We start from the raw sequence: 13,664 nt of genomic DNA, 5'->3' as shown, positions 1-13,664 counted from the left end.
CAGGAGCAACCATGAGTGCTTTCCCCGAACAACGCACGGCCATCGTCACCGGGGCCGTCTCCGAGCGCGGAATCGGCCGGGCTACCGCCAACTACCTTGCGGCCCAGGGCTGGAACATCGGCATCATCGACCTTGACGACGCCCTGTGCAAGGCCACCGCCAAGGAGCTCGCAGCCCAGTACGGCGTGCAGGCCCACGGTGCCGGTGCAAACGTCGCTGACGAAGCGTCCGTCCGTGCCGCCATCGACTCCATCGAAGCCGAACTGCCGCAGGTGGTGGCCCTGGCCAATATTGCCGGCGTCAGCTCCCCTGTCCCCTACCTGGACCTGGACGCTGCCGAGTGGGACCGCGTGCTGGCCATCAACCTGAACGGCGTCCACTACGCCACGCGCCGCGTCGCCGAGTCCATGGCCAGGAACCGGATCGGGCGGATCGTCAACATCTCCTCGGTGTCCGCCCAGCGCGGCGGCGGAACGTTCTCCAAAACGCCCTACTCGGTGGCGAAGGCAGGCGTGATCGGACTGACCCGCTCCACCGCCCGCGAACTGGGGGAGTACGACATCACCGTCAACGCCATCTCCCCGGGCCCGATCGATACCGACATCATGGGCGGCACCCTCAGCGAGGAACGCAAGGAAGAACTCACCCGGGACCTCGTGGTCAACCGGGTGGGATCCACCCGCGACGTCGCAGCCGCCATCGCCTTCCTCATCAGCGAGGACGCCGGCTACATCTCCGGCCAGACGCTGAATGTGGACGGCGGCCTCTACATGCACTAGGAAAGGACCCCCATGGGCGCCTGGACCAAGGAACGACGGATCTACCTGGCAATCGGCGTGCTTGCCTGCCTGGTGGGCGTGGTTCTCATCGCCTTCCCGCTGTAACCGGGCGCGCCACCGCGCACGGATTTTCCACGCTTACATACTCAAAGAGGAGTTTTGATGTCCCTAACAGCTGCATCCACCAAGGAGCTCCTGGACTCGCCGGTCCTTAAATCGGCGATCTCCAAGGCCTCCTTCCGGCTCATGCCGATGCTCGTCATCCTGTACATCGTCGCGTTCCTGGACCGGACCAACGTGGGCTTCGCCGAGGCAGCGCTCGGGGTGGACCGCGGGGTCACCGCAGGGGCCTACGCCCTTGGCGCCGGTATCTTCTTCATCGGCTACGCACTGTTCGAGATCCCCAGCAACCTGCTCCTGACCAAGTTCGGTGCCAAGGTGTGGCTGGCCCGCATCGCCATCACCTGGGGCATCGTGTCCGCCTGCTTCGCCTTCGTCCAGGGCGAGACTTCCTTCATCATCCTGCGCTTCCTGCTGGGTGTGACCGAAGCAGGCCTGTTCCCGGGCGTCATCATGTTCCTTGCTGCCTGGTTCCCCAACAAGGTGCGCGTGAAGATGTTCGCCATCTTCTACCTGGCGCAGCCGTTCTCCCAGATGATGGGTGCTCCATTGTCCGGCTGGCTGATCAACATCGGCGACCAGGTCCCCGGCGTGGCCGGCTGGCAGGTCATGTTCTTCGTTGAAGGCATGCTGGCCGTTGTTGCCGGCATCGCCGCCTACTTCTTCCTGATCAACAGCCCGCAGGACGCCAAGTTCCTGAACCCCGGCGAAAAGCAGGCCCTGCTGGATGTGATGGCGCTGGAGGACACCGTCAAGGAAGAAACCGGCCCCCGCGGCGTCCTCGCGGCCATGAAGAACCGCAAGGTCTGGTACTTCACGGTCATCTACTTCTGCCTCCAGGTGGCTGTGTACGGCGTGACGTTCTACCTGCCGCAGCAGGTGTCCCAGCTGACGGGCCAGAAGGTTGGCCTGATGGTGGGCCTGCTGGCAGCGATCCCGTGGTTCTTCGGCATCTTCGCCTGCTACTTCATCGGCAGGGCAGCCAACACCATCGTCCGCCGCCGCGTCTGGGGCACCGGCTTGTTCCTCTCCACCGGCCTGTGCATCTTCGGCTCCGCCTGGGCCGGCGCCAACCACCTTCCGGCCCTGGGCATCCTCTTCATCACCCTAGCAGTGTGCAGCTTCCTGTCCATCGGCCCCATCGCCTGGTCTTACCCCACGGCCTTCCTCACCGGAACGGCAGCCGCCGCGGGCATCGGCCTGATCAACTCACTCGGAAACCTGGGCGGCTTCGTGGCACCGATCCTGCGCACCACGGTCAACCAGGTCACGGCATCGGACACCGGCACCATGGGGGTCTACGCGCTGGGCGTCCTGCCATTCCTGGCCGCCATCATGATGTACGCCACCAAGCGGTTCCGCAACAAGGCGGACGACCTGCTCGACCACAAGTGATCGCATCCCATGCCTGAATGCAGCACAGCCGGCCGGCAGGGCTCGGAGCCCGTATACGTCGGCGTCAGCACCAAAATGTACCTGGGGTACGCCGACTCCCTTGAGTGGCTGGCCCGCATTCGGCACGAAGTAGACACCCGTCCGGCCCTTGCGGCCGGACGGGTGGTCCCGTTTGTGGTCCCCAGCTTCCCGGTATTGCCCGCCGCAAGCCGGATCCTCGACGGGACTGCCGTCCTTCTCGGCGCCCAGAACTGCGGCTGGGCGGACGGACCGTGGACAGGGGAGGTGTCGCCATCGCTCCTGGGAGAGCTGGGCGTGGGCCTCGTGGAGATCGGGCACGCCGAGCGGCGGCGCCATTTCGGCGAGGACAACGCCGTTATCGCCCGCAAGGTCCGCGCCGCGGACAACGCGGGCATCACGCCCCTGCTGTGCGTGGGGGAGGAAGCCCCGGACGGGTCAAAAGAACCAATGGCTGCGGCCGCCTTTGTCCATCGCCAGATCCATGGCGCCGTGGGCGGTGACTGGAGCCTGGCATCCCGGCTCATCGTGGCCTACGAACCTGTCTGGGCCATCGGGGCAGCAGAACCGGCCGCGGCGGAATACATTTCCGCCGTCCTCCGGTCCCTGCGCACACTGCTGGATGCGGAAGCCGCCGAACCGGGCGGGCCGCCGGGTGACTTGCCAATCATTTACGGCGGGTCGGCGAAGCCCGGGCTCCTGCCCCGGCTCCACGGGGCGTCGGGGCTCTTCCTTGGCCGCTTTGCCCACGACGCGGCGAACTTCGGGAAGGTACTGGACGAGGCGCTGGCGCTGGCAGCGGAGGACACCGCGCGCGCGGCCTCCTGAGCGGCGGGGGGCGTCAGCCTGCGACGGCGGCCCGCAGGGCCAGGATGCGCTGCAGCTGCTGCCGCTCCTCTGCCTGGTGCAGCTGGACATCGCGGCCGCTCAGGATGCGCTGCCGGGTGTTCGCCAAATGGGTTGCCGCTTTCAGGAACTCCTTCATCTGCCTTTTCCTGCCATAGCGGCCGGCCCAGTCCAATGCTGTCCGCCGCCCGCCCACCGTGGCCAGGAGCTCCACCTCCGCTGGAGTAAACCAGCCCGCCGCTGAGTACTCCAGCAGCCGCTGCCGGGTCAGGCGTTTCTCCGCGACGCGCAGCAGGACGATGCCGCCCACCGCGACGAAGAAGATGGGCACCTGGACCAGGATGTAGTCCACCAGGAAGCCCTGGCCCATGCTGTTCCAGCGGTTGTGCAGGAACATCGCAGGCAGGAGCCCCACCACGAAAGCGGCCACCGAGGCTCCGGTATGCCAGCGCCGTGCGGCGAACCCCATGATCAGTCCGGTGGTGCCCGTGAAGATGGCGTGGGCAAAGGGCGACATGACGCCGCGGAGGAAGAAGACCTGGGCGAAGTCCCCGGCGGGATCTGCCGACTCCGCGATGGCCCGGCCGAAGTACAGGATGTTCTCCGTGAAGGCGAAGCCACCGGCGATGGTGAACGCGAAGACCACGCCGTCCACCGGCCCGTCAAAGTGCTTCCTCGCCAGCAGGAGCAGCACCAGCAGCCCCAGGGATTTGGCGAACTCCTCCACAATGGGAGCCTGGACGGTAGCCATGTAGGCCTGAAGGTCCGCCTCGTCCGAAAACTGGAACGCCAGGACAAAAAACGGCTGGATGAGCAGGGTGACCGCAATGGACACTGCGGCACCCCAGGTGAAGGCGAAGTACAGGAGCCGCTTCGGCTCGGGCTCCCACTTGTCGATGATGTGCACGGCCAGCAGCACCACGGACAGGGGTATCAATGATGCCAGGAACCCCACAACGAACCCGGCCGCTCCTGTGCTGGACAGCAGGAAGGGCACTACCAGGAAAAGGCTCAGGGCGGCCAGGGCACTGACGCCGACAGTCAAACCCAGCAGGCCGCTGCGGGACCTGCCCGCCTTCACCATGGTTCGCTGGACCTGCGGCGGCACCACAGTCCCAACGGGTGCCCCCTGATGCCCGGGGGCCGGGCGGTAGTTCCCGGGCTGCACGTGCCCCATCCAGCTGGGATTGGCCTCGCTGGGCAGCGGCGCCGTTCCCCGCTCCCAGGGATCTTCGGGCGGGCCGGACGCAGGGTGGCTCGGATGCATCGACATAACGGAAAGCCTAGGTGCGAGTGGCCCGGACACCTAGGACCGCGGCGGGCCTGCCGGAATGGGCAGCCGGAGTGTGACCATCACCGCGTCCTCCCGGCACGACCCTCCGGAAGCCGCTGTGGTAATTTTGAGGCGCACATAATCCTTTTTTAATTCCGTCCCGTGAGGCGGGGAAAGGGGAGACGAGCGTTGACTTCTGTCACCAGCGCACCGGTTCCAGCCAGGGTTGTCCTCAGCCAGGCGGACATTGACCGGGCCCTCACTCGTATCGCCCATGAGATCCTTGAGGCCAACAAGGGATCCCAGGACCTCGTCCTGTTGGGCATCCCGCGCCGCGGGTTTCCGCTGGCTGTACGGCTCGCCGGCAAAATCGCCGCCGCGGATCCCACTGTGGACGCCGCAGCCATCGTCGGCCAACTGGATGTCACCATGTTCCGTGACGACCTCTCCCACCAGGGGACCCGCCCCCCGTATCCCACCAAGCTGCCCCGCACGGGCATCGACAACAAGGTGGTGGTCCTGATCGACGACGTCCTCTACTCCGGCCGCACCATCCGCGCCGCCCTGGACGCCCTCGTGGACCTGGGCCGTCCCCGCATTGTCCGGCTTGCCGTGCTGATCGACCGGGGCCACCGGGAGCTTCCCATCCGGGCGGACCACGTCGGCAAGAACCTGCCCACGTCTTCCGCGGAAAAGGTACGGGTCCGGCTCGAGGAAACGGACACCGCCCCCGGCGGCGCACCTGTGAACGAAGTAGTCATCGAGGGCCGCTCATGAAGCACCTGCTCTCCACCGAGGACCTCAGCCTTGCCAACGCCATCCGTATCCTCGATACCGCCGAGGAAATGGCCGCGGTGGGCGACCGCGAGGTCAAGAAGCTACCGGCGCTCCGCGGCCGCACCGTGGTGAACCTGTTCTTCGAGGACTCCACCCGCACCCGGATCTCCTTCGAGGCCGCCGCCAAACGGCTCTCTGCGGACGTTATCAACTTCGCCGCCAAGGGATCCTCGGTGTCCAAGGGGGAGTCCCTGAAGGACACCGCCCAGACGCTATCCGCCATGGGTGCGGACGCCGTCGTCATCCGCCACTGGGCCTCCGGTGCGCCGCACCGCCTGGCCGCGACGGACTGGATCGACGCCGCCGTCATCAACGCCGGGGACGGCACCCACGAACACCCCACGCAGGCACTGCTGGACGCCTTCACCATGCGCCGCCACTGGACCCGCCTGGCCGGCACCGGCTCCGAGGGGGCCGACCTCAAGGGCATGCGGGTGGCCATCGCCGGGGACGTCCTCCACTCCCGGGTGGCGCGCTCCAACGTCTGGCTCCTGCGTACCCTTGGCGCCGACGTCACCCTCGTGGCGCCGCCCACCCTGCTGCCCATCGGCGTCGAAAAGTGGCCCTGCAAGGTCAGCTACAACATGGATGAGACCCTTGCGCAGGGCGTTGATGCCGTCATGATGCTCCGCGTCCAGGGTGAACGCATGAACGCGTCCTTCTTCCCCAGCACCCGTGAGTACTCCCGGCGCTGGGGGTTTGACGACAACCGCCTGCGGGCGCTGGACACACTGGGCATGAAGGACACCATCATCATGCACCCCGGCCCCATGAACCGGGGCCTGGAAATTTCCGCGGCAGCCGCGGACTCGCCGCGGTCCACCGTGTTGGCCCAGGTCCGCAACGGCGTCTCGGTGCGGATGGCCGCACTCTACCTGCTGCTCTCCGGGGACACCCGCGGACCAGCCGCCACCCCCGCGCTGGCGTACGCCGGCACCCATTCCACCAAGGAGAGCAACTGATGGCAGCCAACACCGGAACCTACCTGATCCGCGGCGCCTCGATCCTGGGCGGCGAACCGGCGGACCTGCTGATCCGCGGCGGGCTTATCGCCGAAACGGGCAAGGAGCTGTCCGCTGACGGTGCCACCGTCATTGACGCTGCAGGCCTGGTGGCCCTGCCCGGCATGGTGGACGTCCACACCCACCTCCGTGAACCGGGCCGCGAGGACGCCGAAACCGTCGAAACCGGGACACGGGCCGCGGCGCTGGGCGGCTACACCGCTGTCCATGCCATGGCCAACAGCACTCCCGTGGCAGACACTGCCGGCGTGGTGGAGCAGGTCTACACCCTCGGCCAGGTTGCCGGCTGGGTCGATGTCCGGCCCGTCGGCGCCGTCACCGTGGGCCTGGCGGGGGAACAGCTCGCCGAGCTGGGCGCCATGGCCGATTCCCGTGCCCGGGTCCGCATGTTCTCGGACGACGGCATCTGCGTCCACGATCCCGTCCTCATGCGCCGTGCGCTGGAGTACGTCAAGGCGTTCGACGGCGTGGTGGCCCAGCACGCGCAGGAACCCCGCCTGACGGCCGGCGCCCAGATGAACGAGGGCGAAGTGTCCGCCGTGCTGGGGCTGGCCGGCTGGCCCGCGGTGGCCGAGGAAAGCATCATTGCCCGCGACGTCCTGCTGGCCCGGCACGTTGGGTCCCGGCTCCACGTCTGCCACGTCTCCACTGCGGGCTCCGTGGAAATCATCCGCTGGGCCAAGGAACGCGGCATCAACGTCACGGCGGAGGTCACCCCGCACCACTTGCTCCTGACCGACGACCTGGTCCGCAGCTACGACCCCGTCTACAAGGTGAACCCGCCGCTGCGCACCGACGCCGATGTCCAGGCCCTGCGCGCCGGCCTCGCGGACGGCACCATCGACGTCGTGGGCACCGACCACGCCCCGCACCCCAGCGAGCACAAGGAGTGCGAGTGGGCGCAGGCGGCCATGGGAATGACCGGGCTGGAAACTGCCCTGTCCGTGGTCCAGCACACCATGATCGAGACCGGCCTCATCACCTGGGCCGATTTCGCCCGGGTCACCTCCACTGCGGCTGCCACGATCGGCCGCCTCGAGGACCAGGGCCGGCCGCTGGAGGCAGGGGAGCCCGCCAACATCACCCTGGTGGACCCGGCCGCGCGCTGGACGGTTGAGCCCGCCAAAATGGCCACCATGGGACGGAACTCCCCCTTCAAGGGCATGGAGCTGCCCGGCAAGGTGGTGGCCACGTTCTTCAAGGGACACCCCACCGTCCTCAACGGCAAGCTCAACACGCCGTTCCCGTACGCGGCCGCCACTGCGGCAGGCGCAGCCTGATGGACACCAGGCTGCTCTCTCTGGTCCTCACGCTGGGCCTCATCGCCATCGCCTTTGGCCTTATCTGGATGGGCTGGCGGAACCGCCTTCGACGCCAGTCCGACGTCGAACAGTTGCCTGTGGTGCCGGAGGCGCCGGGGGAGCCGCTCGCCGCCGCCGAGGGCCAGTATGTCGCGTCCACCACCGCCGGTGACTGGCTGGACAGGATCGCCGTGCATGCGCTGGGCATCCGCACCAATGCCACGCTCGAGGTCTACAAGCACGGCGTCCTCTTTGACCGTTCCGGGGCTCCGGCCCTCTACATCCCGGCGGCCTCCCTGACCGGCATCCGCCTGGACAGCGGCATGGCCGGAAAGTTCGTTGAGAAGGACGGCCTCCTGGTGCTGGCGTGGGCGCACGGCAGCCACAGGCTGGACACCGGCTTCCGGACCAGGCGCGCAGAGGACAGGAACGTGCTCATCCCGGCACTTCAGGAATTGATTTCTTCGGCCCCCGCGGCTGATGCCAATAGTGGAAAGTAAGACAGTGACAACAAACACCGCAGTATCCGCCCCAGTTTCCGCTCCTGTGTCAGCTCCCGCTGCGCTGGTGCTTGAAGACGGCCGCATCTTCCGCGGAAGCAGCTACGGCGCGACCGGAACGGCCCTGGGCGAAGCAGTCTTCGCCACCGGCATGACCGGCTACCAGGAAACCATCACGGACCCCTCCTACGCCCGCCAGCTGGTGGTGCAGACCGCACCGCACATCGGCAACACCGGCGTGAACAATGACGACGCCGAGTCCCGCCGCATCTGGGTGGCCGGCTACATCGTCCGCGACGCCGCCCGCCGCCCCTCCAACTGGCGCTCCGAGCGTTCGCTGGACGAGGAGCTGGTGGCCCAGGGCATCGTTGGCATCCAGGGCGTGGACACCCGCGCCATCACCCGCCACCTGCGCGAGCACAAAACCATGCGCGCCGGCATCTTCTCCGGTGACGCCGCGCAGGCCACGGACAAGGAACTGCTCGACGCCGTGCTGGCGAGCGCCCCCATGGAAGGTGCCCGGCTGGCCGAGGAAGTCAGTGTGGACGAAGCCTATGTGGTGGAACCCAAGGACCACGGCTGGGACGGCGAACCCCGCTTCAGCATCGCCGCCGTCGACCTCGGCATCAAAGCCATGACCCCCGTCCGGTTCGCCGAGCGCGGCGTCCGCGTCCACGTGCTGCCCGCCACCGCCACCCTGGCGGACGTCAAGGCCGTCAACCCGGACGGCTTCTTTATGTCCAACGGCCCCGGCGACCCCGCCACCGCCGATGCCCAGGTCAAGCTGCTCCGCTCCGTCCTGGATGAAAAGCTGCCCTACTTCGGCATCTGCTTCGGCAACCAGATCCTGGGCCGCGCCTTGGGCTTCGGCACCTACAAGCTCCGCTACGGCCACCGCGGCATCAACCAGCCCGTGATGGACCGCCGCACCGGCAAGGTGGAAATCACCTCCCAGAACCACGGCTTTGCCGTGGATGCACCGCTCGACGGCGCCACCCAGGCCCCTGAGGCGCGGTACGGCCGGGTGGAGGTCAGCCACGTCAGCCTCAACGACGACGTCGTGGAAGGCCTCGCCTGCCTGGATATCCCGGCTTTCTCCGTGCAGTACCACCCGGAAGCAGCGGCCGGACCGCACGACGCCGCCTACCTCTTCGACCGCTTCATCGACCTGATGGAAGGCACCCGGGACGGCCGCACCGCCAACCTGTCCAAGGACCCGGTGGACTCCGCACACTCCGCCGGCGCTGAACACAAAAACGACAACAAGACTGAGGACAAGAAGTAATGCCGAAACGTACAGACCTCAAAAGCGTCCTCGTCATTGGTTCCGGCCCGATCGTCATCGGCCAGGCCGCCGAGTTCGACTACTCCGGCACACAGGCGCTGCGCGTCCTGAAGGAGGAGGGCCTGCGGGTCATCCTGGTCAACTCCAACCCGGCCACCATCATGACGGACCCCGAGTTCGCCGATGCCACCTACGTCGAGCCCATCACCCCCGAGGTGGTGGAGAAGATCATCGCCAAGGAACGTCCCGACGCCGTACTGCCCACCCTGGGCGGCCAGACCGCGCTGAACACGGCCATCGCCTTGGACAAGAACGGCGTGCTGGAGAAGTACAACGTGGAGCTGATCGGCGCCAACATCGCCGCCATCGAGCTCGGCGAGGACCGTGAAAAGTTCAAGGGCGTGGTGGAGCGCTGCGGCGCCGAATCCGCCCGCAGCCACATCATCCACAGCATGGACGAGGCACTGAAGGCGGCGGATGACCTTGGCTACCCGATGGTGGTCCGGCCGTCCTTCACCATGGGCGGCCTGGGCTCGGGCCTCGCCTACAACGAGGACGACCTCCGCCGCATCGTGGGCCAGGGCCTGCAGTACAGCCCCACCAGCGAGGTGCTGCTCGAAGAGAGCATCCTTGGCTGGAAGGAATACGAGCTCGAGATGATGCGCGACAAGAACGACAACGTCGTGGTGGTGTGCTCCATCGAGAACTTCGACCCCGTAGGCGTCCACACCGGTGACTCCATTACCGTGGCCCCCGCCCTCACCCTCACCGACCGCGAATACCAGCGGCTGCGCGACATCTCCATCGCGGTCATCCGTGAGGTTGGCGTGGACACCGGCGGCTGCAACATCCAGTTCGCCATCGACCCCGCCACCGGCCGCGTTGTGGTCATCGAGATGAACCCCCGGGTGTCCCGCTCCTCGGCGCTGGCATCCAAGGCCACGGGGTTTGCGATCGCCAAGATCGCCACCAAGCTCTCCCTCGGCTACACGCTGGACGAGATCCCCAACGACATCACGCAGAAGACGCCCGCGTCCTTTGAGCCCACCCTCGACTACGTTGTGGTCAAGGTGCCGCGCTTCGCGTTCGAGAAGTTCCCGGCGGCGGACAATACCCTCACCACCACCATGAAGTCCGTGGGCGAGGCCATGGCCATGGGTCGCAACTTCACCGAGGCCCTGCAGAAGGCGCTGCGCTCCCTGGAGCAGAAGGGTTCGCAGCTGGACTTCAGTTCCGTCCCGGATTGGGAAGTGGCTGAGCTCATCGAAAAGGCAAAGCGCCCGACGACGGACCGGCTGCACCAGGTGCAGCGCGCCCTCCTGGGCGGCGCCACCGTCGAACAGCTCTTCGAAGCCACCAAGATCGACCCCTGGTTTCTGGACCAGCTCCAGCTCCTCAACGAAATCTCCCGGGAAATCCGCCAGGCAGGAGCGCTCACGGTTGACATGCTGAAGCGCGCCAAGCGCCACGGCTTCTCCGATGAGCAGATCGGCGCCCTCACCCACAACTCCGAGGCCGTGGTCCGCGGCGTCCGCCAGGCCCTGGGCATCCGCCCCGTCTATAAGACCGTGGACACCTGCGCCGCCGAGTTCGCCGCGTACACGCCGTACCACTACTCGGCCTATGACGAGGAGGACGAGGTTGCGCTGCACTCCAAGCCGTCCATCCTGATCCTCGGCTCCGGCCCCAACCGCATCGGCCAGGGCATCGAGTTCGACTACTCCTGCGTCCACGCCTCCATGGCGCTGCGCAAGGCCGGCTACGAGACCGTCATGGTCAACTGCAACCCGGAGACCGTCTCCACGGACTATGACATCTCCACCCGGCTGTACTTCGAGCCGCTGACGCTCGAGGACGTGCTGGAGGTCATCGCGGCCGAGGAACGCACCGGCGGCGTGATGGGCGTCTTCGTGCAGCTCGGCGGCCAGACACCCCTCAAGCTGGCCCAGCAGCTGGCCGACGCCGGTGTCCCCATCCTCGGCACCTCCCCGGAAGCGATCGACCTCGCCGAGCACCGCGGCATGTTCTCCCGCGTGCTGGACAAGGCAGGACTCATCTCCCCGAAGAACGGCACGGCTGTCTCCTTCGAGGACGCCAAGAAGATCGCCGACGAGATCGGCTACCCCGTCCTGGTCCGCCCTTCCTACGTGTTGGGCGGCCGCGGCATGGAGATCGTCTACGACGAACCCAACCTGTCCCGCTACATCGCCAACGCCACGGAAATCACCCCGGACCACCCGGTGCTGATCGACCGCTTCCTGGAGGACGCCGTCGAAATCGACGTTGATGCGCTCTTCGACGGCACGGACATGTACCTCGGCGGCATCATGGAGCACATCGAGGAAGCCGGCATCCACTCCGGCGACTCCGCCTGCGTCCTGCCGCCCATCACGCTGGGCACCAACGTCCTGGAACGCGTCCGCACCGCAACCCGCGCCATCGCCGAAGGCGTGGGCGTCCGCGGCCTGATCAACATCCAGTTCGCCCTCGCTTCGGACGTGCTCTACGTCCTGGAAGCCAACCCGCGTGCGTCCCGCACCGTACCGTTCGTCTCCAAGGCCACCGGTGTGCAAATGGCCAAGGCGGCAGCGCTGATCGGCACCGGCGTGACCATCAACCAGCTCCGCAGCGCCTACAAGATGCTGCCCGAGGTGGGCGACGGCTCCACGCTTCCCCTGGACGCCCCGGTGTCCGTCAAGGAAGCTGTCCTGCCGTTCAGCCGGTTCCGTACCCTCGAAGGCAAGGTGGTGGATTCCCTGCTCGGGCCGGAAATGCGCTCCACCGGCGAGGTCATGGGCATCGACAAGCACTTCGACACCGCGTTCGCCAAGAGCCAGGCGGCCGCCAACAACGCACTGCCCACCGAGGGCAAGATCTTTGTCTCGGTGGCCAACCGGGACAAGCGCTCGGTGATCATGGGCGTCAAGCGGCTCTCCGACCTCGGCTTCGAGATCGTCTCCACCGGCGGCACCGCCGATGTCCTGCGCCGCAATGGCATCCAGGCCACCCCGGTCCGCAAGGTGGCTGAAGGCAGCAGCGCCGAAGGCGAAGGCACCATCGCCGACCTCGTGATTGCCGGGGAGATCGACATGGTCTTCAACACGCCCTCGGGCGGCGAAGCCCGCAGCGACGGCTACGAACTGCGTGCCGCGGCCACGTCCATCGGCATCCCCTGCATCACCACGGTGGCCGAGTTCAACGCCGCGGTCCAGGCTATCGAGGCCATGCGGACCTACGAATGGTCCGTGACCAGCCTGCAGGAACATGCCGCCGCACTGGCAGAGTCCCAGAAGGCTGCCCTGCAGCATGCCTGAGCAGATACCCGCATCCGCTGAAGTGCAGGGCCGGGAGCCGTTCGGCTCCCGGCTCGGCGCCGCCATGGCCGCCCGCGGCCCGCTTTGCGTTGGCATCGACCCGCACCCTGCCCTGCTGAAGGCGTGGGGACTGGACGACGACGCCGACGGGCTGAGGCGCTTTTCCCTGACGGTATTGGAGGCGGTGGCTTCGCTCGCTGCCGCCATCAAGCCGCAGGTGGCACTGTACGAGCGGCACGGTTCCGCGGGCATGGCCGTCCTGGAGGAGCTCCTCGCCGAGGCCCGGGACGAGTCGGTGCTGACCATCGCCGACGCCAAGCGCGGGGATATCGGATCCACCATGGCGGCCTATGCCGACGCCTGGCTCCGGGACGGATCCCCGTTGGCGGCCGATTCCGTGACGCTCAGCCCGTACCTCGGCTTTGAGTCGCTGCGGCCCGCCCTGGACCTCGCTGCCGAAACCGGCCGCGGCGTCTTTGTCCTTGCACTGACGTCCAACCCCGAAGGCCCGTCGGTCCAGCACGTCGGTGGAGCCGATTCGGTGGCACGCCGGATTACGGAAGCCGCCGCTGCCGAAAACCGGCGCTACGGGGGACACCTGGGGTCCGTTGGCCTGGTAGTGGGCGCGACCGTGGGCTCGGCCCTCGCCGAACTGGACCTGGACCTGGCCGCGGTCCGGGGTCCACTCCTGGCGCCAGGACTCGGGGCGCAGGGCGCCACGCCCGCCGACCTCCGTGCCACCTTCGGTACCGCCTACCCGCAGGTCCTCGGAACGTCGAGCCGGGACATCCTGTCCGCCGGGCCGGACCTGCGCAGCCTGCGGGACGCCGCGCAGCGGACCCTGGACGGCCTCCGCGGCGAATAGCGGCGTGTTTCACCGGATGCATTGATTCGGACAGCACCAAAGGGTAGTTTCAGGACAGGTCCAAGGGCGGCCGCCCTTGGACCAAGTCCGCCGAATCCGGGGGTGTCCA

The 13,664-nt window shown here is 67.3% G+C and carries 11 protein-coding genes; 10 read left to right on the top strand and 1 reads right to left on the bottom strand.

Translation table 11 applies throughout. The annotated features are described in order from the left end of the window. The first annotated feature begins 11 nt into the window (after window positions 1–11). From FHJ30_RS10705 to FHJ30_RS10695, 3 genes are all read left to right on the top strand, one after another. On the top strand, window positions 12–779 hold the full coding sequence (locus FHJ30_RS10705; protein WP_139029281.1) for an SDR family NAD(P)-dependent oxidoreductase: 768 nt from the start codon (window positions 12–14) through the stop codon (window positions 777–779). A 162-nt stretch (window positions 780–941) separates the two neighbouring features. Further along, the gene (locus FHJ30_RS10700) at window positions 942–2,294 is read left to right on the top strand and encodes an MFS transporter (RefSeq protein ID WP_139029280.1); all 1,353 of its coding nucleotides are present in this window, start codon (window positions 942–944) and stop codon (window positions 2,292–2,294) included. 9 nt (window positions 2,295–2,303) lie between these two features. After that, complete coding sequence (locus FHJ30_RS10695; RefSeq protein ID WP_139029278.1) at window positions 2,304–3,140, top strand: triose-phosphate isomerase family protein; 837 nt, start codon at window positions 2,304–2,306, stop codon at window positions 3,138–3,140. Window positions 3,141–3,153: 13 nt separating this feature from the next. On the opposite strand, the gene FHJ30_RS10690 is transcribed toward FHJ30_RS10695, so the two are convergent. Beyond that, window positions 3,154–4,431 (bottom strand): PrsW family intramembrane metalloprotease, encoded by a 1,278-nt coding sequence (locus tag FHJ30_RS10690; RefSeq protein ID WP_139029277.1) that lies wholly within the window; start codon window positions 4,429–4,431, stop codon window positions 3,154–3,156. A 189-nt stretch (window positions 4,432–4,620) separates the two neighbouring features. On the opposite strand from FHJ30_RS10690, the gene pyrR reads away from it, so the two are divergent. Genes pyrR through pyrF form a run of 7 tightly spaced genes read left to right on the top strand, consistent with a single transcriptional unit; the run spans window position 4,621 to window position 13,555 of the window. Beyond that, complete coding sequence (gene pyrR, locus FHJ30_RS10685) at window positions 4,621–5,208, top strand: bifunctional pyr operon transcriptional regulator/uracil phosphoribosyltransferase PyrR (protein ID WP_139029275.1); 588 nt, start codon at window positions 4,621–4,623, stop codon at window positions 5,206–5,208. After that, window positions 5,205–6,230, top strand: a complete 1,026-nt coding sequence (locus tag FHJ30_RS10680) for an aspartate carbamoyltransferase catalytic subunit (protein ID WP_139029273.1) — start codon at window positions 5,205–5,207, stop codon at window positions 6,228–6,230. Before pyrR ends, FHJ30_RS10680 begins: the two co-directional genes overlap by 4 nt. After that, the gene (locus FHJ30_RS10675) at window positions 6,230–7,570 is read left to right on the top strand and encodes a dihydroorotase (RefSeq protein ID WP_139029272.1); all 1,341 of its coding nucleotides are present in this window, start codon (window positions 6,230–6,232) and stop codon (window positions 7,568–7,570) included. Before FHJ30_RS10680 ends, FHJ30_RS10675 begins: the two co-directional genes overlap by 1 nt. Next, on the top strand, window positions 7,570–8,091 hold the full coding sequence (locus FHJ30_RS10670) for a hypothetical protein (RefSeq protein WP_139029271.1): 522 nt from the start codon (window positions 7,570–7,572) through the stop codon (window positions 8,089–8,091). The genes FHJ30_RS10675 and FHJ30_RS10670 overlap by 1 nt, the downstream gene beginning before the upstream one ends. Next, a complete protein-coding gene (gene carA / locus FHJ30_RS10665; RefSeq protein ID WP_139029269.1) occupies window positions 8,072–9,376 on the top strand; it encodes a glutamine-hydrolyzing carbamoyl-phosphate synthase small subunit in 1,305 nt (434 codons plus the stop codon). The genes FHJ30_RS10670 and carA overlap by 20 nt, the downstream gene beginning before the upstream one ends. Then, window positions 9,376–12,690, top strand: a complete 3,315-nt coding sequence (gene carB / locus FHJ30_RS10660; RefSeq protein ID WP_139029268.1) for a carbamoyl-phosphate synthase large subunit — start codon at window positions 9,376–9,378, stop codon at window positions 12,688–12,690. Before carA ends, carB begins: the two co-directional genes overlap by 1 nt. Continuing rightward, a complete protein-coding gene (gene pyrF / locus FHJ30_RS10655; protein WP_139029267.1) occupies window positions 12,683–13,555 on the top strand; it encodes an orotidine-5'-phosphate decarboxylase in 873 nt (290 codons plus the stop codon). Before carB ends, pyrF begins: the two co-directional genes overlap by 8 nt. Window positions 13,556–13,664 lie beyond the last annotated feature (109 nt).

This window comes from Arthrobacter sp. BB-1 (genome assembly GCF_006151685.1).
GTDB lineage: Bacteria > Actinomycetota > Actinomycetes > Actinomycetales > Micrococcaceae > Arthrobacter.
This window is presented reverse-complemented; position numbering and strand designations above follow the sequence as displayed.